Source organism: Pseudomonas sp. TWR1-1-3 (assembly GCF_049896805.1).
Classification (GTDB): domain Bacteria; phylum Pseudomonadota; class Gammaproteobacteria; order Pseudomonadales; family Pseudomonadaceae; genus Aquipseudomonas; species Aquipseudomonas bubulae.
Map to the genome: position 1 here is coordinate 474,798 of NZ_JAFCUZ010000002.1, position 19,772 is coordinate 494,569.

17 protein-coding genes are annotated in these 19,772 nt (G+C 58.1%); 8 read left to right on the top strand and 9 right to left on the bottom strand.

Going from position 1 to position 19,772, the window contains the following annotated elements; translation table 11 throughout:
• Positions 1 to 117: 117 nt before the first annotated feature.
• The 5 genes from pcaF to pcaR all read right to left on the bottom strand — a co-directional run bounded on the left by pcaF (position 118) and on the right by pcaR (position 5,567).
• Positions 118 to 1,323, bottom strand: coding sequence for a 3-oxoadipyl-CoA thiolase (gene pcaF / locus ACP7BE_RS09690; protein ID WP_170943755.1), 1,206 nt, complete (start codon positions 1,321 to 1,323; stop codon positions 118 to 120).
• Positions 1,320 to 2,102, bottom strand: a complete 783-nt coding sequence (locus tag ACP7BE_RS09695; RefSeq protein ID WP_169916892.1) for a CoA-transferase subunit beta — start codon at positions 2,100 to 2,102, stop codon at positions 1,320 to 1,322. Before ACP7BE_RS09695 ends, pcaF begins: the two co-directional genes overlap by 4 nt.
• Positions 2,099 to 2,956 carry a CoA transferase subunit A gene (locus tag ACP7BE_RS09700; protein WP_150628633.1) on the bottom strand — a complete coding sequence of 286 codons (858 nt, stop codon included), beginning with the start codon at positions 2,954 to 2,956 and terminating at the stop codon, positions 2,099 to 2,101. Before ACP7BE_RS09700 ends, ACP7BE_RS09695 begins: the two co-directional genes overlap by 4 nt.
• A gap of 156 nt (positions 2,957 to 3,112) precedes the next feature.
• On the bottom strand, positions 3,113 to 4,459 hold the full coding sequence (locus tag ACP7BE_RS09705) for an MFS transporter (protein WP_426105667.1): 1,347 nt from the start codon (positions 4,457 to 4,459) through the stop codon (positions 3,113 to 3,115).
• A gap of 265 nt (positions 4,460 to 4,724) precedes the next feature.
• On the bottom strand, positions 4,725 to 5,567 hold the full coding sequence (pcaR, locus tag ACP7BE_RS09710; RefSeq protein WP_095003003.1) for a pca regulon transcriptional regulator PcaR: 843 nt from the start codon (positions 5,565 to 5,567) through the stop codon (positions 4,725 to 4,727).
• Between the two features lie 701 nt (positions 5,568 to 6,268).
• Here pcaR and ACP7BE_RS09715 point away from each other — a divergent pair.
• The gene (locus ACP7BE_RS09715; protein WP_095003002.1) at positions 6,269 to 6,469 is read left to right on the top strand and encodes a hypothetical protein; all 201 of its coding nucleotides are present in this window, start codon (positions 6,269 to 6,271) and stop codon (positions 6,467 to 6,469) included.
• Positions 6,470 to 6,821: 352 nt separating this feature from the next.
• Positions 6,822 to 8,294: an inorganic phosphate transporter gene (locus ACP7BE_RS09720; protein ID WP_095003001.1), complete on the top strand. Its 1,473-nt coding sequence runs from the start codon at positions 6,822 to 6,824 to the stop codon at positions 8,292 to 8,294.
• Between the two features lie 255 nt (positions 8,295 to 8,549).
• On the opposite strand, the gene ccoM is transcribed toward ACP7BE_RS09720, so the two are convergent.
• The 3 genes from ccoM to ACP7BE_RS09735 form a co-directional block, all read right to left on the bottom strand.
• Positions 8,550 to 8,660: a cytochrome c oxidase subunit CcoM gene (ccoM, locus tag ACP7BE_RS09725; protein ID WP_016779744.1), complete on the bottom strand. Its 111-nt coding sequence runs from the start codon at positions 8,658 to 8,660 to the stop codon at positions 8,550 to 8,552.
• Positions 8,661 to 8,807: 147 nt separating this feature from the next.
• Entirely contained in the window at positions 8,808 to 8,969 is a 162-nt protein-coding gene (locus ACP7BE_RS09730; RefSeq protein ID WP_095003000.1) for a hypothetical protein, read from the bottom strand.
• Between the two features lie 79 nt (positions 8,970 to 9,048).
• The gene (locus ACP7BE_RS09735) at positions 9,049 to 9,363 is read right to left on the bottom strand and encodes an aspartate-semialdehyde dehydrogenase (protein WP_095002999.1); all 315 of its coding nucleotides are present in this window, start codon (positions 9,361 to 9,363) and stop codon (positions 9,049 to 9,051) included.
• Positions 9,364 to 9,535: 172 nt separating this feature from the next.
• On the opposite strand from ACP7BE_RS09735, the gene rapA reads away from it, so the two are divergent.
• Both rapA and ACP7BE_RS09745 read left to right on the top strand, forming a co-directional pair.
• Entirely contained in the window at positions 9,536 to 12,382 is a 2,847-nt protein-coding gene (gene rapA, locus ACP7BE_RS09740; RefSeq protein WP_095002998.1) for an RNA polymerase-associated protein RapA, read from the top strand.
• Between the two features lie 262 nt (positions 12,383 to 12,644).
• On the top strand, positions 12,645 to 14,633 hold the full coding sequence (locus ACP7BE_RS09745; protein ID WP_426105673.1) for a putative bifunctional diguanylate cyclase/phosphodiesterase: 1,989 nt from the start codon (positions 12,645 to 12,647) through the stop codon (positions 14,631 to 14,633).
• Between the two features lie 155 nt (positions 14,634 to 14,788).
• Here ACP7BE_RS09745 and ACP7BE_RS09750 read toward each other — a convergent pair whose 3' ends face one another.
• On the bottom strand, positions 14,789 to 15,094 hold the full coding sequence (locus tag ACP7BE_RS09750; protein WP_095002996.1) for a DUF2288 domain-containing protein: 306 nt from the start codon (positions 15,092 to 15,094) through the stop codon (positions 14,789 to 14,791).
• Between the two features lie 360 nt (positions 15,095 to 15,454).
• Here ACP7BE_RS09750 and ACP7BE_RS09755 point away from each other — a divergent pair, with 360 nt between their 5' ends.
• The 4 genes from ACP7BE_RS09755 to livG all read left to right on the top strand — a co-directional run bounded on the left by ACP7BE_RS09755 (position 15,455) and on the right by livG (position 19,772).
• Entirely contained in the window at positions 15,455 to 16,582 is a 1,128-nt protein-coding gene (locus tag ACP7BE_RS09755) for a branched-chain amino acid ABC transporter substrate-binding protein (protein ID WP_095002995.1), read from the top strand.
• 249 nt (positions 16,583 to 16,831) lie between these two features.
• The gene (gene livH / locus ACP7BE_RS09760; RefSeq protein WP_016779736.1) at positions 16,832 to 17,755 is read left to right on the top strand and encodes a high-affinity branched-chain amino acid ABC transporter permease LivH; all 924 of its coding nucleotides are present in this window, start codon (positions 16,832 to 16,834) and stop codon (positions 17,753 to 17,755) included.
• A complete protein-coding gene (locus tag ACP7BE_RS09765; RefSeq protein WP_426105676.1) occupies positions 17,752 to 19,008 on the top strand; it encodes a high-affinity branched-chain amino acid ABC transporter permease LivM in 1,257 nt (418 codons plus the stop codon). The genes livH and ACP7BE_RS09765 overlap by 4 nt, the downstream gene beginning before the upstream one ends.
• Positions 19,005 to 19,772: a high-affinity branched-chain amino acid ABC transporter ATP-binding protein LivG gene (livG, locus tag ACP7BE_RS09770; RefSeq protein ID WP_095002993.1), complete on the top strand. Its 768-nt coding sequence runs from the start codon at positions 19,005 to 19,007 to the stop codon at positions 19,770 to 19,772. The genes ACP7BE_RS09765 and livG overlap by 4 nt, the downstream gene beginning before the upstream one ends.

Sequence of the window (19,772 nt, forward strand, 5' to 3'; positions counted from 1 at the left end):
GTTTTAGTTGCAATCAGACACACATTGCAACATCTCGCGCCATCACCGCAATAAGCCGAACGACTGAGGCCGTGGGAGCGAGCGGGCTCGCTCCCACAGAGGCAGTATTGAGCGCTATCAGACCCGTTCAATAGCCAATGCCAGACCCTGCCCAACGCCCACGCACATGGTCGCCAGGCCTTTCTTGCCACCGGTTTTTTCCAGCTGATGCAAGGCGGTCATGACGATGCGAGCACCGCTCATGCCCAGGGGGTGACCCAGGGCAATTGCCCCGCCATTGGGGTTTACCTGCGGCGCATCGTCAGCCAGGCCCAGCTCGCGTAAAACGGCCAGGCCCTGGCTGGCGAAGGCTTCGTTGAGTTCGATCACGTCAAAATCACTCACCGCCAACCCCAGGCGCTCCACCAGCTTACGCACCGCCGGTACCGGGCCAATGCCCATTACACGGGGCGCAACACCGGCGCTGGCCATGCCCAGAACCCGACCGCGAGCGGTCAGGCCATGGCGTTTGACCGCCTCGGCCGATGCCAGGATCATCGCCGCGGCGCCATCGTTGACCCCCGAGGCATTGCCCGCAGTGACGGTCTTGTCCGGGCCGTTGACCGGCTTGAGTTTGCCCAGGGTTTCCAGGCTGGTATCGGCACGCGGATGCTCGTCGTGCTCAACCACCGTCTCACCTTTTTTATGGGCAATACGCACCGGCACGATTTCTTCGGCAAAGTAGCCTGCGGCCTGGGCAGCAGCAGTCCGTTGCTGGCTGCGCAGGGCGAAAGCGTCCTGATCGGCGCGGGAAATCTTGTACTCGTCGGCCACGTTGTCCGCCGTCTGTGGCATCGGGTCGACACCGTATTGGGCTTTCATCAGCGGGTTGATAAAGCGCCAGCCAATGGTGGTGTCCTCCAGTTTCATGTTGCGCGAGAACGCGGCATCGGCCTTGCCCATCACAAACGGCGCCCGCGACATGGACTCGACGCCACCGGCAATCGCCAGTTCCATCTCGCCGCTGGCAATGGCGCGGAACGCGGTGCCAATGGCATCCATACCCGAGGCACACAGGCGGTTGAGGGTCACGCCGGGAATGGTGTCCGACAGCCCGGCCAGCAAGGCGGCCATGCGCGCCACGTTGCGGTTGTCTTCACCGGCCTGGTTGGCGCAGCCGAAAAATACTTCGTCGACTTCGTTCCAGTTCACATTCGGGTTGCGTTCGATCAGCGCCTTGATCGGCGCTGCCGCCAGATCATCGGCGCGCATGCCTGCCAGGCCACCGCCAAAACGGCCGATAGGGGTACGAATCGCGTCACAGATAAAGACTTCGCGCATCATGCTTCTCCCGGAGCCTGACCGTGGGCCAGTGCGGTGCGCGCTTCCAGGTCACGCAAGGCGCTGAGTTCGACGTCGGTCGGGGCCGCTGTTTGCGCCACATTATCGGCAAAGCGAATGGCCCAGCCGGTGGCAGCAATGACTTGCTCGCGGGTCACGCCCGGATGCAGGGCAGTGACTACAAATTCGTTGGTCTGTTCTTCAGGTTCCATGGTGCACAGATCGGTAATGATGCCCACCGGCCCGGCACCCGGAAGGCCCAGACGCTTGCGCGAGTCGCCGCCTTCACCGTGGCCCACCGAGGTGATGAAGTCCAGTTTGTCGACAAAAGAGCGGGCCGACTGCTTGAGGATGATCAGCACGCTTTTCGCCGAACCGGCGATTTCCGGCGCGCCACCGGCACCTGGCAGGCGCACTTTTGGCTGGTGGTAGTCACCGACCACTGTGGTGTTGATATTGCCGAAACGGTCGACCTGGGCTGCGCCCAAAAAGCCGACATCGACCCGACCGCCCTGCAGCCAGTAACGGAAGATTTCACTGGTGGAGACTACGGTGTCAGCCGTTTCGGCCAGTTCACCGTCACCAATCGACAGCGGCAACACATCAGGCTTGGCCCCAATCGGGCCGGACTCGTAGATCAGCACCACATCCGGAGACGAGGTCAGACGCGCCAGGTTAGCCGCCTTGGAAGGCAAGCCAATGCCGACAAAACACACCGAACCGTTTTTCAAACGGCGGGCCGCCGCAACGGTCATCATTTCATTGGTGGTGTAGGTCATTATTTAGCCTCCGAAGCGCGGGCCAGCTTGGCCTGGAACTCACTGAAATTCGCAGTGCCGTGGATGTATTCATTGATCCAGGCAGTAAAGGTCTCACGGTCGCGGGCAATCGGGTCCCACGCTTGATAGAAACGGTTATCGCGTTCGGTATAACCATGAGCGTAGGAAGGGTGCGCCCCACCCGGCACATGACACACTGCGCTCAAGGCCCAGGTTGGCAGGACGCAGGCATTCATCGGCGCTTGCAGGTCGTCGACGACTTCTTCAACCGTCACGATGCAGCGCTTGGCTGCCAGCGCTGCTTCTTTCTGCACCCCCAGGATGCCCCACAGCAGCACGTTGCCCTTGCGGTCGGCCTTTTGCGCGTGAATCACCGTGACATCCGGGCGCACCGCCGGTACTGCGGCCAGTACTTCGCCAGTAAACGGGCAAGTGACGGTCTTGATCAGCGGGTTGACCTTGGGTAAATCAGACCCTGCGTATGCACGCAGCACCGCAAATGGCAGGCCCGAGGCACCCGCAACGTAGGCATTGGCCAGGTCGGCGTGGCTGTGCTCTTCGATTTCCAGCGGCTGTGGCCACTGTTTCTCGACGGCATCGCGCAAACGGTGCAGGGAACCAACGCCAGGGTTGCCACCCCAGGAAAAGATCAACTTTCGTGCACAACCGGCACCGATCAACTGGTCGTACACCAGATCAGGCGTCATCCGCACCAGAGTCAGGTCTTTCTTGCCCTGACGGATGATTTCATGACCCGCTGCAGTCGGGATCAGGTGGGTGAAACCTTCAAGGGCAACGGTGTCACCATCGCTCACAAATTGTTTCACCGCGTCGTGTAACGAAATGATGTCTGCCATCTGGGGTAGCTCCCGTTTTTTGTAGGCCACTGCGGTTGAAGAAGGTGCGCCAGGGCGACACCGGATGCTCAGCAGATTAAGCCGCAGCTTTGGCCCAAACAATCCGATAATCGACTATGTGTTCGCTAATCGAACACATAGTTAGCAGGCTGCCTATCAGGTTGCATCAGCGTGGCTGACCATGCCTTTGACAAGCACTGCCGTGGTTGCCAGGGCAGCAGGAATCACCAGCGCGGTCAGCACCTGCTCGAAGTTCCAGCCCAGACCCAGCAGGGTCGCGCCCATCCACGCCCCCAGAATGGCACCGAAGCGACCGATGCCGAGCATCCATGACACACCGGTGGCCCGCCCCTGGGTCGGATAAAAACGTGCGGCCAGCGACGGCATCGCCGATTGCGCACCGTTGACGCACATACCGGCCACCAGCACCAGAGTTGCCAGCACGGTGATATTGCCCAGGCTCTGACCAACCGCGTAGGCAAACACCCCGGCCAGCAGGTAGAAAATGCCGATCACTTTGTGCGGGTTGAACCGGTCCATCGCCCAACCCACCCCCACTGCACTCAACACCCCGCCGAACTGGAACAGAGCGCCAATAAATGCCGCCTGCTCCATGCTTGCGCCGCTGTCACGCATCAGCGTCGGCAGCCAGCTGGTCAACAGATAAACGATCACCAGGCCCATAAAGTAGGTGAGCCACAGCAACAGGGTGCCGGTGCTGTAAGTGCCGGAAAAGATCACTGCAAAGACGTTGCGCGCCTTGACGGTATTCTGCTCCGGCACGCTGAAGCTTGACGCCTGGGCCACCTGGGCAGGGTCGATCGGGGCAAGGGTCTTGCGAATACGCTCAACACTGCGGTTGCGCACCACCAGGTAGCGCGCCGACTCCGGTAACCAGAACAGCAATACCACGGCAAGAATCAGCGGCAGCACGCCGCCAATCAACAACAGGCTGTGCCAGCCATACATCGGGATCAACTTGGCAGAGATAAACCCGCCGCCCGCCATGCCGAGGTTAAAGCCGCAAAACATGCTGGTTACCAGCAAAGACTTGTGGCGTTCGGGGGTGTATTCCGAAAGCAAGGTAGTGGCATTAGGCATGCCGGCCCCCAGGCCAAGCCCGGTTAAAAAGCGCAGTACCAGCAGTTGGTCAACGTTGCTGGCGTAGGCCGAGGCCAGACTGAAGCCACCAAACACCAGCACCGCCGACACCAGCACCACCTTGCGGCCAAAGCGGTCCGCCAAGGGTCCAGAGCCCAGGGCACCAAACACCATGCCGATCAGCGCGGCGCTCATCACGGGACCAAGGCTGGCGCGGTCAATCCCCCAGTCCTGGGACAGGGCAGGCGCAATAAAGCCCATGGCCGCTGTGTCCAGGCCATCGAGGAAGACAATCAGAAAACACAGGATCACCACGCGCCACTGGTAGCGCGACAGGGGTTGGGCGTTGATAAAGGACTGCACATCGAGGCAGTTGCCGACAGAAGACTGGGGTGAATTCATTATTTTTATACCGGTCAAAAACCAGGGCGAACGAAAACCGGCCAGGGGCCAGCGGCTCACATTAATAGTTATCGGGGGATCAGAAGGGCTGCGGGCGACTGCGCAGTGGCAGCGTCAGGGGGAGTGTCATGGCGTTTGGCCTCTTCTCATTATTATTTGGCCTGCCCGGCAAGGCAGCGCTGAGCCGACATTAATCAGCCCACTGCCGCCATGCAATTCGATAAACGCTTAACTGTGCGTTTATCGAACGCTTAGTTTTCACCCATCAACTAAACAACTGGGTGCTCAGCTCGCGGCTGGCGTTGAGCATGATCGGCAAAAAGCGCTGCTCCAGCTCCGTGCGTGTGACCCTTCCTGCGTGGGTGCTGACATTCAGGGCGGCAAGCACTTGCCCGGAAGCGTCGTAGACCGGCACGGCAATCGAACGCAGGCCTTGTTCCAGTTCCTGGTCGACCACACACCAGCCCTGCTCACGCACCAGTTGCAAACACTCCAGCAGTGCTTCGCGGGTGTGCAGGGTACGACTGGTCTTGGCCTGGAACTCACCGTGGGCCAGGTATTCGTGCAGGGTCACGTCGTCCAGCGCCGCCAACAGAATGCGCCCCATCGAAGTGCAGTAGGCGGGCAGGCGGCCGCCAACCGACAGATCAACCGAAATCAGCCGCTGCGTAGTAGCCGAACGGGCGATGTAGAGGATGTCATCGCCTTCGAGCGTCGCCATGTTGCACGCCTCGTGCAATTGCTCGCTCATGCGGTCCAGATAAGGCTGAGCCGACACGGCCAGCGGCGTGGACGACAGATAGGCATGGCCCAGCGTCAACACTTTGGGCAACAGGGAGTAGGTACGCCCGTCAGTGGTCGCATAGCCCAGCTTGATCAGGGTGTACAAACAACGGCGCACCGCCGCCCGGGGGATTTCCGTGCGGTGGCTGATCTGCGCGATGGTCAGATGCCGCTTGCGCTCCTGAAACGCCTGCACCACCGCCAGGCCACGGGCCAACGACGACATGAAGTCAGGATCACCGGTAAACGCCTGAATACGCTTGGCCGGCGACGCCACAATCGGTGGCGCGATACTGGCAACGGCATTGTGCAGTCGATCATTCATTCCCAACCCCCAGCTTCAGCTATTTATAGTTATGGCATGCCGGGCGATTATCGAACCGCTAGTCGATAATCGCAATCAGTGCTGCAGCGAGGTAATGTACACATGATTTTGTACGATCTTGAATCATTTTAGTTGGATGACATTTTTTTAACCTGGGCTTTATTACAATCAGGCGCGTCCGCTCAATGATAGAAAACGTCTGATTAATATGTATTCAGGTCAAGTTCAGCTCTGGCCTTAAACAACTTGATGGCCAACTACCCGGCAGCGAATCAAATAGAGTCACGCGTGCAAAGCGCAGGCTAATTCACAAATATTCATAACACATGTCACGACAGGAAGTTGACGCGCAGGAAGTTATTCAGCGATAGTAGAGGCACTTCTCAGCTATTGAGAACGCGCAAGTTATTGAGAGTACAAGGTCAAGCCCGTACAGCCGATTGGATCCAACCAGAGCGTTGCGTTCGATTGCTACGTGCAGCTTGCCGGCAATTGCATCGTGTGTAGTTTCACCCGGGGGTGAACACTTGAGACGGCGACGCTCATGTTTCTGTAAATGACGTGGCCGAGTGCATAGCGTGGTGTATGTAAGCATGACGTTATTTATAGGCCTTTGTCTTATTGCCTGTCATTCGTCATATGAATCAACCTCCCTGCACGGTGATTCACCAGGTTCAAACTCAACTCAATTAGGTAAGACAGTGACAAAAGACGAACTGCGCGCAGAACTTGAGCGACAGGAACAACGATTCAAGGATCTTTACGGTGGTGAAGTGACCACCTACGCGGCCAAACCCGAGCCCGGACGCAAACCCTGGCGCAAACGGGCCAGTCTGCTCGACCAGGCGTTCACTCAAGAAATCCAGAAGATCGAAAAAGAGCTCAAGGCCGAAGAGCCCTGACCCGCACCTGAAAACGTACCAGAACAGCCCCTGCTGCCTCTTGCGTGCTCGCCATTTGCATGAGCGGGTATGGCTGTTTGCTATATCAGAACCTGAACCAGCAGCGTCGGCCCCTCTGATTTAAGAAATTTCATCTATCCAAATCAGACCTGCGCCACAGCGTGCGTATGCCCCTGGAAAAGCCCTATAGCCTTTGGTATCAGTGGCTTGAAGGGAATTGCCTACGCCAGCTCGCGATGGATTCTTACAGGTTTTTTCATTTATAGATGTTACCAACGGGCAGCTAGTGCATTGATTAGCGGGGTTTTCTGGCATAATCCGCCCCCCTTTATGACCGTGTCAGAAAACCTTCATGATCGATCTATTAAGCGGATTGGACGCCTGGGTTCTTATCAGCCTCTTCTTCGCCCTAGCCTTTGTTCTCGCGTTTGAGTTCATCAACGGCTTTCATGACACCGCAAACGCGGTAGCGACTGTCATCTACACCAAAGCCATGCCGCCTCACCTGGCGGTGTTCTTTTCCGGTGTGTTCAATTTCCTCGGCGTGTTGCTGGGCGGGGTTGGCGTGGCCTATGCCATCGTCCACCTGCTGCCGGTTGAGCTGCTGGTCAACGTAAACACCGGACATGGCCTGGCCATGGTGTTCTCGTTGCTCGCTGCGGCCATCACCTGGAACCTTGGCACCTGGTATTTCGGCATTCCTGCCTCAAGCTCACACACCCTGATCGGTTCGATCCTCGGTGTCGGCCTGGCCAACGCCCTGATCAGCGGCATCCCGGTGAGTGACGGGGTTAACTGGCAGAAGGCTATCGATATTGGTGCCTCGCTGGTGTTCTCGCCAATCGCCGGTTTCGTGGTAGCGGGCCTGGTACTGGTCGGCCTGAAGTGGTGGCGTCCGGGGTCCAAGATGCACAAGACCCCTGAGCAGCGCCGCAAGCTGGATGACAAGAAGCACCCGCCGTTCTGGAACCGACTGGTGCTGGTGATTTCGGCCATGGCAGTCAGTTTCGTGCACGGCTCCAACGATGGCCAGAAAGGCATCGGCCTGATCATGCTGGTATTGATCGGCATCGTGCCAAGCGCTTTCGTTCTGGATCTGAACAGCACCACCTATCAGATCGAACGCACCCGCGACGCCACCTTGCACCTGAGCCAGTTCTACGAGCGCAACAACGCTTCGCTGACCGAATTCCTGGCCCTGGGCAAAAGCGTCAAGGGCGACCTGCCGGATCAGTTCAGCTGCAATCCGCAGCAGACCGAACCGACCATCGCAGCCCTGTTGAGCTCGCTCAAAGGTGTAGCGGACTACCACTCGATCCCGGCTGAAAAGCGTATCGAGATCCGCCGCTACCTGCTTTGCCTGGATGACACCGCGAAGAAAGTCAGCAAATTGCCAGTGCTTGATTCCCGCGAAAAAGCGGACCTCGAGAAACTGCGCAAAGACCTGACCGCCACCACCGAATACGCACCGTTCTGGGTGATCCTGGCTGTAGCCCTGGCCCTGGGCCTGGGCACCATGGTGGGCTGGAAGCGTGTGGTTAAAACCATCGGCGAGAAGATCGGCAAGCAGGGCATGACCTATGCTCAGGGCATGGCCGCTCAAATCACCACGGCTTTCGCCATCGGCATGGCCAATATCTTCTCCCTCCCGGTATCGACGACGCACATTCTGTCGTCGGGCGTGGCAGGTACCATGGTCGCCAACAAAAGCGGCCTGCAGGGCGGTACGATCAAAACCATCCTGATGGCGTGGGTGCTGACCTTGCCGGCTACCATTGCACTGTCTGCAACGCTGTTCTGGCTGGCTTCCAAAGTCCTCGCCTGATAGCGCGCCGCACAAAAAAGGTACGACCCGCACGGGTCGTACCTTTTTTTATGCCCGGTCATTATGCAGACCCTGTGGGAGCGGGCTTGCCCGCGATGGCATCGACTCAGTTTGCCTGACAGACCGCGTTGCCTGCATCGCGAGCAAGCCCGCTCCCACCGCATTCGGGCAAGTCCCATTTATTACAGGCAAAAAAATAGGCGACCGAAGTCGCCCAAAATGCCTTGCGTGCTCATGCAATGGAAAGACCCGGCGCTATTTGCGCTTCTGCGAGTCTTTCCAGATAAAAATGCCCAGACCGGCGAAAAACAAAACCATGAGGCCGACAGTAAGTACTCCGGCGATAACCACATTATCGAGAAACATGACGGCCTCCTGCGCTCTGTTTGTGTGTCTGTTGAAGCTAGATTAACCAGACACGCAGGCGCACAACTTGACCGGGATCAATAGTGACCCACGGCCAGCCGGCAGTTGAGGGGGTTAGTTGACGCAGATCATCGAAAACGCGGCAGTTCAGCGCTTTTTCGGTTTTTTCTTCGGCTTTTTCGCCGTTTTTGCCAACGGCATTGCCTGTTCGAACGCCTTGCGCACTTCGTTCAGGCGCTTTTCATTGAGGTCATGTACCCGTTTGGCGCGCTCGGCGCCCAGGTCAACCAGCTTGGTGTCTTGGCTCATAAGCAAATCAGACCACTGTCAGTATGTTTCAGTACGCCAATAATGCGATGCACATTCGGCCCTGACCAGAAAAAACCACCTAGACCTTGATATCAACCCACACACCCTGGCGCTGCATGCCATCGGCCAAGGGTTCAACCGGCACCTCGTCAACCACCTGCGGGAGCGTACTCCCCTGCTCCCGGGATTCGCGGCGGCGCTGTTCCTGCTGACGCCGTTGCTCCTCACGCAACAATAAAGTGGCCTGGTCGGCATCGCTGTGCTTGAGGTCAATGGCACTTTCGCTGGAGCTGGCCTGGGCCGGCACCACAGGCGGAATGTCCGGGCGCGGGCGAACCGGATCCTGCCCGGAGGTAACCGGTACTGCGCCAAGGGGCAAAATGGACGGCAGCATGGTGATTGTTCTCCTGTCTTCTGGCTATTTGCGCGAACCGGCAATCGTGAACCATTGGTCGATAACCGGGCTGACACCCTGGCAAACCGGACAGCTTTTTTTGAGAGTCCTTTGGACTGAGGCCCTTGATCCGTTAATATACTCGGCTTTTTCAAAGCGGGAGTCAGGCAGCATGGCGCAGCAGTATCAACCGGGGCAACGCTGGATTAGTGACAGCGAAGCAGAGCTAGGTTTGGGCACCGTTCTGGCACAGGACGGTCGCTTGCTGACCGTGCTCTATCCGGCCACTGGCGAAACCCGCCAATATTCGCTGCGCAACGCACCGCTCACGCGCGTACGGTTCTCGCCGGGTGACACCATCATCCACTTCGAAGGCTGGAAGATGACCGTGCGCGAAGTTGAGGACGTTGACGGCCTGATGGTCTACCACGGCCTCAACGAGCGAAACGAAGCCGTCACCCTGCCAGAGACCCAACTGTCGAACTTTATCCAGTTCCGTCTGGCCAGTGACCGTCTGTTTGCCGGGCAAATCGACCCGCTGTCCTGGTTCTCCCTGCGCTACCACACCCTCGAACACACCAGCCGCCAGCTGCAATCGCCGCTGTGGGGCCTGGGTGGCGTACGTGCGCAACCTATTGCGCACCAACTGCATATCGCCCGCGAAGTCGCCGACCGCATCGCCCCTCGGGTTTTGCTGGCCGACGAAGTGGGCCTGGGCAAAACCATCGAAGCCGGTCTGGTGATCCACCGCCAGCTGCTCAGTGGCCGCGCCAACCGTGTATTGATCGTAGTCCCGGAAAACCTGCAGCACCAATGGCTGGTCGAGATGCGTCGACGCTTCAATCTTGAAGTGGCGTTGTTCGACGAAGAGCGCTTTATCGAAAGCGACGCCAGCAACCCGTTCGAAGACTGCCAGCTGGCCCTGGTTGCCCTGGAATGGCTGGTGGACGATCCCAAGGCCCAGGCAGCGCTGTTTGATGCCGACTGGGACCTGCTGGTAGTCGACGAAGCTCACCACCTGGTGTGGCACGAAGACAACGTCAGCCCCGAGTACGGCCTGGTTGAACAACTCGCCGGCGTGATCCCGGGCGTGCTGCTGCTCACTGCAACCCCGGAACAACTGGGCCAGGACAGCCACTTTGCGCGCTTGCGCCTGCTGGACCCGAACCGCTTCCACGACCTGGCCGCCTTCCGCGCCGAAAGCGAAAACTACCGCCCGGTGGCTCAGGCCGTACAGGAACTGCTGGATAAAGGCAGCCTGTCCCCTGAAGCCCATAAAACCATCCACGGTTTCCTCGGCGCCGAAGGCGATACCCTGCTGGCCGCCGTCAATGCTGGCGATGCCGAGGCCAGCGCCCGCCTGGTGCGCGAACTGCTTGACCGCCACGGCACCGGCCGCGTGCTGTTCCGTAATACCCGCGCCGCGATCCAGGGCTTCCCGGAGCGCAAACTGCATGCCTACCCGCTGCCGTGCCCGGCCGAATACCTTGAGCTGCCGTTGGGCGAACACGCCGAGCTGTACCCTGAAGTCAGCTTCCAGGCCCAGCCGGACGCCAGCGATGAAGAGCGTTGGTGGAACTTCGACCCGCGGGTCGAATGGCTGATCGACACCCTGAAAATGCTCAAGCGCACCAAGGTGCTGGTGATCTGCGCCCACGCCGAAACCGCGATGGATCTGGAAGACGCCCTGCGCGTGCGTTCCGGTATTCCTGCAACGGTCTTCCACGAAGGCATGAACATTCTTGAGCGTGACCGCGCTGCGGCCTACTTCGCTGACGAAGAGTTCGGCGCTCAGGTGTTGATCTGTTCCGAAATCGGCAGTGAAGGCCGTAACTTCCAGTTTGCCCACCACCTGGTGCTGTTCGACCTGCCGGCCCACCCGGATTTGCTGGAGCAGCGGATTGGCCGTCTGGACCGGATCGGCCAGAAGCACGTGATCGAACTGCACGTACCGTACCTTGAGACCAGCCCGCAACAGCGCCTGTTCCAGTGGTACCACGAAGCGCTGAACGCTTTCCTCAACACCTGCCCGACCGGTAACGCCCTGCAACACCAGTTCGGTCCTCGTTTGCTGCCATTGCTGGAAGCTGCGGACGACCAAGAGTGGCAAGCACTGATCGACGAAGCCCGGGTTGAACGTGAGCGCCTGGAGCAAGAGCTGCACACCGGCCGCGACCGTTTGCTGGAGCTTAACTCCGGTGGTTCGGGTGAAGGTGAAGCACTGGTTGAGGCGATCCTTGAGCAAGACGATCAGTTCACCCTGCCGATCTACATGGAAACCCTGTTCAACGCCTTTGGCATCGACAGCGAAGACCACTCGGAAAACGCGCTGATCCTCAAGCCCAGCGAAAAAATGCTCGACGCCAGCTTCCCCCTGGGTGACGACGAAGGCGTGACCATCACCTACGATCGCGAGCAGGCCCTGTCGCGCGAAGACATGCAGTTCATCACCTGGGAGCACCCGATGGTGCAAGGCGGCATGGACCTGGTGCTGTCGGGTTCGATGGGCAACACCGCCGTCGCCCTGATCAAGAACAAGGCCCTCAAGCCGGGTACCGTCCTGCTCGAGCTGATTTACGTCAGTGAAGTGGTTGCTCCGCGCTCCCTGCAACTGGGCCGCTACCTGCCGCCTGCCGCCCTGCGCTGCCTGCTCGATGCCAATGGCAACGACCTGTCGTCGCGCGTGGCCTTCGACACCTTGAACGAACAGCTGGAAAGCGTACCCCGCGCCAGCGCCAACAAGTTCGTCCAGGCCCAGCGCGACCAACTGACGCCTAAAATCAACGCAGGCGAAGCCAAAATCGCGCCACGTCATGCGGAACGCGTGGCCGAAGCCCAGCGCCGTCTGGCAGCCGACACGGAAGAAGAACTGGCCCGCCTGACTGCCCTGCAGGCTGTCAACCCGAGCGTGCGCGAGAGCGAACTGATTGCCCTGCGCAAGCAGCGCGAACAAAGCCTGGCCATGCTTGAGAAAGCCGCCCTGCGCCTTGAAGCCATTCGGGTTCTGGTAGCGGGTTAAAACCCATGAGCTGTGGGAGCGGGCTTGCTCGCGATAGGATCAATGAGGTGAAACTGAATCACCGCGTTAATCCTATCGCGAGCAAGCCCGCTCCCACATTTCTGACAGTCCCGATCTAACGTAACTAACTATAAACCCCCGCCCTAATAACAAAATGATAACCATCATTTTGCCATCACCCCTGTCACTGCCAATCCAGCTTCTATACTCGATCTCAAGCTAGCACCCAACGACTAGCGCATCTGGATCGCCGAGGCGTGCAATGGAAAGTCCGGGGTTGCAACTTTTGGCCGAATCCGCAGAAAACGGGCAACTGCTGTTGATCGGCGGCTATAACCCCTATCTGCTGTTTCTCGCCTGGCTCGTTGCCTGTACTGCCTGCGTGGCCACGCTGAATCTGCTCGACCGCGCAGCCAATGCCGAAAAAACTGCGGCAAGAACCATTTGGCGATGGATAGCTGTCGCTTGCCTGACCATCGGCATCTGGGCGATGCACAGCATCTGCATCCTGGCCTTTGACTCCCCGCTCGAAGCTCGCTACGGCGTTGTTATCGCGCTTGGCTCATTGCTGATTGCCCTGATTATTGTGCAAACCCTCGACAACACTACAGCCTGGCGCCCAAACAGCCACCTGCTCCATCAGTTATTCAAATATGCCCTGTGCATGCTTGCTGCTGGCGGCCTGCTCAGCACTCACTTGCTCATTGGCAATACACTGGCTGGCAATTCGGATGCAGGCAGCAATAACTGGCAGCCGGCCCTTGTGCTGGCCGTGATCACCCTGTTGCTGATTGGCAGTTGCATCAGCGCCACGATTGTCGACAAGAAACTACAACTCAAGGAGCACGACCTGCGCCGCGTCAATGCCCTGCTCAGCCAGCTCGACCAGGCGCGCGCATCCTTGCAGCAAGTGGCCCACTACGACCCGCTGACCAATCTGATCAACCGTCGCGGCTTCAATCAGCTGTTTGCTGAAAAACTCATCGACTGCGCCACCAGGAACACCAGGCTTGCGGTAATGTTTCTCGACATTGACCACTTCAAACGCATCAACGACAGCCTGGGTCACGATGCCGGGGACGAATTGCTCAAGACAATCGCCACCCGCATCAAGCTCGCTACCCGCAGCCACGATGACGTTGTTGCACGCTTTGGCGGAGACGAGTTCTGCATCCTGTTCAGCCTGAGCCAGCGCGATGAAGCCCAAGGCATGGCCCAGCGCATCATGCTCAAGCTCAAAGAGCCCATTGAGCTGTCAGGTCGCCAAATGGTCATGACCACCAGCATTGGCATCAGTGTGTACCCGGATGATGGCACCACCAGTGCCGAACTGCTCAAGCATGCCGACCTGGCGCTCTACCAGTCCAAGGGCAGCGGGCGTAACAACCTCAATTTTTTCAGCCCGAGCCTGAAAACCCGAGCCTCGCTGGAGCTGCAAATCGAAGAGGAACTGCGCAACGCGCTTAACGAGGACAAGGGGCTGTCCCTGCATTACCAGCCCATCTTCGACCTCAAGAGTGGCCGGGTCGCCAAACTGGAGGCGCTGATACGCTGGCAGCATCCCGAACACGGGCTGCTCGGCCCTGATCGTTTTATCAGCATCGCCGAGGCCAACGGGCTGATCGCCAGGCTCGACCATTGGGTGTTGCGCAAAGCCTGTCATGATCTCGCCGCCCTCTCCCGCCTGGGCTGGCAGCACCTGGGCATAGCCGTTAACTGTTCGGCGCTGAATCTGGTACGGGTTGAGTTGGCCGACGAAATCGAAAACGCCCTGCGCACATCAGGCGTTGCTGCACACCGGCTGGAGCTGGAAGTCACAGAAAACGCCCTGATGTGCAACCTGAGCAGCACCTCGCAACTGTTACGACAGATCCGTGCGCTGGGTGTATCCCTGTCCATTGACGATTTCGGTACCGGGTATTCGTCCCTGGCCTACCTAAAGCGTCTGCCGCTTAACACCCTGAAAATTGATCGCACTTTTATTCAAGACATCCCGGCCTCCAGCCAGGACATGGAGATCGTTCAGGCCATTATCCTCATGGCCCATACCCTGCACCTGCAAGTAGTCACCGAGGGGGTTGAAACCATCCAACAGTTCGAATTTCTCAACCAGTTCGGCTGCGACTTTATCCAGGGCTATCTGCTCAGCCGGCCTGTGCCCTTTGAGGCGCTGCCAGAGATTCTTCAACAACTCGACAAGCGCCCTGTGCCCGCTCCCGATCACGCCACCTTCGTACTTACCAACCAATAGCGGTACAGCCAGATCCCAGGCACAAAAAAACGCCACAGTGGCGACTGTGGCGTTTCTCTACGGCATATTGCCACTACGTGAAGACGGGTTACTGAGCTACACACTCCGGGCTCTTCACAGCGGTGCAAATAAATGCGCCGGCTTGGTGCGCAGGTTTAATTTTGCGCCCTTTCCTGGACCATCACCCAAGGTGAAACCACCACTGCCCATAGCTGAGGGTCGCGCTCAAGAACGTCTAGCGCCTGCGCCTCAGTCATCCTGCCAAGCAGCCCGGATGCCATCCAGGCCGCGACTTTCTCTGCATCATCCTGAGTCACGGCCTGCGCCGCTTCGATCAAGTCCAGAGCGGGTTCGACCCACAGCAAATCCCCTTTGGCGAAGAAGGGTTGCAACGCTTTCCATTCAATTGTTGAGGTCTCGCCAAGCAGCTTGGCATAGAGGGTGCTAGGTTCTTGATTCATGGGTTTCACCGGGGAAAAAAATCGGCGTCATGATAACGCCGCATACCCGGTAGAAAAACCCGGCTTTACAGGTAATAAAACGTGGCAAGAGCTGAAGGCCAAGGTCAAACCGGTTGATATGGCAACATTCAGATAACTATCAACCGATGAATCCGCCGCCATTTTGTCTTTTTATTACGTTTAAGCGACATTCTCTGTTTTTTCCCTCGCCAGCACGCTATTCAAGCGCTGAAGCGGCGCTCTACACTGTACCGGTACAGTTGCAAGGGGAATTGACCGGGAATTTCGCTACAAGAAGACCCGGTCCGGCTGCCTTGGCTTCCAGGACTATAAAAATTACAACAGAAGAGTGGAGCACCAATAAAGATGGCTACGAAGCAGATTACTAAACTGTTTGCCGCTATGGTTTTGGCCGGGTTCGCCAGCCATTCATTTGCCGCAGACACCATCAAGATCGGTATTGCCGGCCCTAAAACCGGGCCTCTGACTCAGTACGGCGACATGCAGTTTGCTGGCGCAAAAATGGCCATCGAACAAATCAACGCCAAGGGCGGCGTTGATGGCAAAAAACTAGAAGCGGTTGACTACGATGACGCCTGCGACCCGAAACAAGCGGTTGCCGTTGCCAACAAAGTGGTCAATGACGGTATCAAGTACGTAGTCGGTCACCTGTGCTCCAGCTCCACCCAGCCTGCTTCGGACATTTACGAAGACGAAGGCATCATCATGATTACCCCGGCCGCCACCGGCCCGGAAATCACCGCTCGTGGCTACAAGATGATCTTCCGCACCATCGGTCTGGACAGCGCCCAGGGCCCTGCCGCCGGTAACTACATCGCGGATCACGTCAAGCCCAAGGTCGTTGCGGTATTGCACGACAAACAACAATACGGTGAAGGCATCGCCAGCGCCGTTAAAAAGACCCTCGAAGACAAAGGCATCAAGGTTGCTGTCTTTGAAGGCGTCAACGCCGGTGAAAAAGACTATTCCTCGGTCATCGCCAAGCTCAAGCAAGCCAACGTCGACTTCGTCTACTACGGCGGCTACCACCCTGAGTTGGGTCTGATCCTGCGCCAGGCCAAAGAAAAAGGCCTGAACGCCAAGTTCATGGGCCCTGAAGGTGTGGGCAACGAGTCCATCTCGCAAATCGCCCAGGGCGCTTCCGAAGGCCTGCTGGTCACCCTGCCAAAAGCGTTCGACGCCGATCCGGAAAACAAGGCACTGGTTGATGCTTTCGCTGCCAAGAAGCAGGACCCAACCGGCCCATTCGTGTTCCCGGCCTACGCCGCAGTTGAAGTGATTGCCGGCGGTATCGAGCAGGCGAAAAGCGAAGACCCGGCCAAAGTCGCTGAAGCCATCCACAAAGGTACGTTCAAAACGCCTACCGGTAACCTGAAGTTTGACGCCAAGGGTGACGTGGAAGACTTCAAGTTCGTGGTCTACGAATGGCACTTCGGCAAGCCAAAAACTGAAGTAAGCCCTCAGTAAGGGTCGGTTCCTGACCTGAAAACCAAGCCCACTGCTCAAGCGGTGGGTTTTGTTTTACAGGCCCGCGGTTCATGGAAATGGGGCCGCGCTTTCGTGATCCGAAAGCCTGCCCACCTGAAAATCTTTAAAACCGTCACCAGCGGTTCGCTGGCAGAAGACCTGTGCTCCAAGTGGGTGAAAACCCATACGGCCCGGGCCGGAAAATGACTCCACCAGTGAAATGCGTCTCAGGTTTTTAGGAGCTTTGTAATGCCTGACATCTATCACTTCTTCCAAATGCTGGTTAACGGCCTCAACGTTGGCAGCACCTATGCCCTGATCGCCATCGGCTATACGATGGTTTACGGCATTATTGGAATGATCAACTTCGCCCATGGCGAGGTGTACATGATTGGTTCCTATATTGCGTTTATCGCCATCGCCGGCCTGACCATGATGGGTCTGGACAGCGTACCGCTACTGCTGACTGCCGCGTTTATCGCCAGCATCGTGGTCACCAGCGCCTACGGCTACAGCATTGAACGGGTTGCCTACCGTCCATTGCGTGGCAGTAACCGCCTGATCCCGCTGATTTCGGCCATCGGCATGTCGATCTTCCTGCAAAACACCGTGCTACTGGCACAAGACTCCAAAGACAAATCGATCCCCAACCTGATCCCCGGCGGCTTCACCTTTGGCCCTGGAGGTGCCAGCGAAGTTATCGTCTCCTACATGCAGATCGTGGTTTTCGTTGTCACTTTCCTCGCCATGCTCGGCCTGACCCTGTTTATCTCACGCTCCCGCATGGGTCGTGCCTGCCGCGCCTGCGCCGAAGACATGAAGATGGCCAACCTGTTGGGTATCAACACCAACAACGTTATTGCGCTGACCTTCGTGATCGGTGCTGCCCTGGCCGCTGTTGCTGCGGTGCTGATCAGCGTGCAATACGGCGTGATCAACCCCAACGCGGGTTTCCTGGTAGGTCTCAAAGCCTTTACCGCAGCGGTACTGGGTGGCATTGGCAGCATTCCTGGCGCGATGCTCGGTGGCCTGGTGCTGGGTGTGGCTGAAGCCTTCGGTGCCGATATTTTCGGCGACCAGTACAAAGACGTTGTGGCTTTTGGCTTGCTGGTACTGGTGCTGCTGTTCCGTCCGACCGGCATTCTGGGGCGTCCGGAGATTGAAAAAGTATGACTAGGAATCTTAAGTCGGCGCTCTTCAGCGCCCTGTTGGTCTGGGCCGTCGCCTACCCGGTACTCGGCCTGAAACTGACTATCGTCGGGATCAACATCGAAGTTCACAACACCAGCACCTTTACCCTGAGCGTGATCGCGATCTGCTCCTTGCTGATGTTTGTGCGCGTGTTGTTCAACCAGCAACTGACCACAGCCTGGAGAAACTCCCCCAGCCTGCCGAAAGTGCCCACCAAGGCCACCAACTTCCTGACCCTGCCCAGCACTCAACGCTGGATCATTCTCGGTCTGGTCTTTGTGGCATTGATCTGGCCGTTCTACGGTTCTCGTGGTGCAGTGGATATCGCCACACTGATCCTGATCTATGTGATGCTCGGCCTGGGCCTGAACATCGTGGTAGGCCTGGCTGGCCTGCTTGACCTCGGTTATGTCGGCTTTTATGCCGTAGGCGCCTATACCTATGCCCTGCTCGCGCATTACTTCGGGCTGAGCTTCTGGATCTGCCTGCCTTTGGCCGGATTGATGGCGGCTACCTTTGGCTTCCTGCTGGGTTTCCCGGTGTTGCGCTTGCGCGGTGACTATCTGGCCATCGTGACGCTGGGCTTCGGTGAAATCATCCGCCTGTTCCTGCGTAACCTGACGGACATCACCGGCGGGCCAAACGGTATCAGCAACATCCCGAAACCAACGTTGTTCGGCCTGAGCTTCGACAGAACCGCCGCCGAGGGCATGCAAACCTTTCACGAGTACTTCGGCATCGCCTACAACTCGATCAACAAGGTAATTTTCCTCTACCTGATCGCGCTGGTGCTGGTACTGCTGGTGTTGTTCGTCATTAACCGCCTGCTGCGCATGCCGATCGGCCGCGCTTGGGAAGCACTGCGTGAAGACGAAATCGCCTGCCGTGCACTGGGCCTGAATCCGACCGTGATCAAGCTGTCGGCCTTCACCCTGGGCGCTACGTTTGCGGGTTTTGCTGGCAGTTTCTTTGCCGCACGTCAGGGCCTGGTAACGCCTGAGTCGTTCACCTTCCTTGAGTCGGCGATCATCCTGGCCATCGTGGTACTGGGCGGCATGGGCTCGCAACTGGGTGTCATCCTGGCCGCCGTGGTCATGATCCTGCTGCCCGAAATGATGCGTGAATTCAGCGAATACCGCATGTTGCTGTTCGGAGCCCTGATGGTGCTGATGATGATCTGGCGTCCACAAGGTCTGCTGCCTATGCAACGTCCTCACCTGGAGCTGCGAAAATGAGCCGCGAGTTACTGAAAGTCAGCGGCCTGAGCATGCGCTTTGGCGGCCTGTTGGCGGTAAACGGCGTAGCCTTGACCGTCAAGGAAAAACAGGTGGTGTCGATGATCGGCCCTAACGGTGCCGGCAAGACCACCGTATTCAACTGCCTGACCGGTTTTTACAAACCGTCTGCGGGCAGCATCGTCCTCGATGGCGAGTCGATCGAAGGCCTGCCGGGTCATGAGATCGCGCGCAAAGGCGTGGTCCGCACTTTCCAGAACGTGCGCCTGTTCAAGGACATGACCGCGGTTGAGAACCTGCTGATTGCCCAGCATCGCCACCTCAACACCAACTTCCTGTCGGGCCTGTTCAAGACCCCGTCATTTCGCAAAAGCGAACGTGATGCCATGGACTACGCCGCGTACTGGCTCGACAAGGTCAACCTGACCGAGTTCGCCAACCGCCCGGCGGGCACCCTGGCCTACGGGCAGCAGCGACGCCTGGAAATCGCCCGTTGCATGATGACGCGCCCGCGCATCCTGATGCTCGACGAACCGGCTGCAGGCCTGAACCCCAAGGAAACCGAAGACCTCAAGGCGCTGATCAGCGTATTGCGCAATGAGCACAACGCCACCGTGCTGTTGATCGAGCACGACATGAAACTGGTCATGAGCATTTCCGACCATATCGTGGTGATCAACCAGGGCACGCCTTTGGCTGACGGGACGCCGGAACAGATCCGCGACAACCCTGAAGTGATCAAAGCCTATTTGGGGGAAGCGTAA

Coding starts and splice junctions, on each gene's coding strand:
- ACP7BE_RS09735 (WP_095002999.1), bottom strand. CDS start 9,363: ATGCTGCCGTCCATTTTGCCCCTTGGCGCAGTACCGGTTACCTCCGGG.
- ACP7BE_RS09765 (WP_426105676.1), top strand. CDS start 17,752: ATGACTAGGAATCTTAAGTCGGCGCTCTTCAGCGCCCTGTTGGTCTGG.
- livG (WP_095002993.1), top strand. CDS start 19,005: ATGAGCCGCGAGTTACTGAAAGTCAGCGGCCTGAGCATGCGCTTTGGC.
- ccoM (WP_016779744.1), bottom strand. CDS start 8,660: ATGTTTCTCGATAATGTGGTTATCGCCGGAGTACTTACTGTCGGCCTC.
- pcaR (WP_095003003.1), bottom strand. CDS start 5,567: ATGAATGATCGACTGCACAATGCCGTTGCCAGTATCGCGCCACCGATT.
- ACP7BE_RS09730 (WP_095003000.1), bottom strand. CDS start 8,969: ATGAGCCAAGACACCAAGCTGGTTGACCTGGGCGCCGAGCGCGCCAAA.
- ACP7BE_RS09700 (WP_150628633.1), bottom strand. CDS start 2,956: ATGGCAGACATCATTTCGTTACACGACGCGGTGAAACAATTTGTGAGC.
- ACP7BE_RS09720 (WP_095003001.1), top strand. CDS start 6,822: ATGATCGATCTATTAAGCGGATTGGACGCCTGGGTTCTTATCAGCCTC.
- ACP7BE_RS09750 (WP_095002996.1), bottom strand. CDS start 15,094: ATGAATCAAGAACCTAGCACCCTCTATGCCAAGCTGCTTGGCGAGACC.
- ACP7BE_RS09745 (WP_426105673.1), top strand. CDS start 12,645: ATGGAAAGTCCGGGGTTGCAACTTTTGGCCGAATCCGCAGAAAACGGG.
- ACP7BE_RS09705 (WP_426105667.1), bottom strand. CDS start 4,459: ATGAATTCACCCCAGTCTTCTGTCGGCAACTGCCTCGATGTGCAGTCC.
- livH (WP_016779736.1), top strand. CDS start 16,832: ATGCCTGACATCTATCACTTCTTCCAAATGCTGGTTAACGGCCTCAAC.
- rapA (WP_095002998.1), top strand. CDS start 9,536: ATGGCGCAGCAGTATCAACCGGGGCAACGCTGGATTAGTGACAGCGAA.
- pcaF (WP_170943755.1), bottom strand. CDS start 1,323: ATGATGCGCGAAGTCTTTATCTGTGACGCGATTCGTACCCCTATCGGC.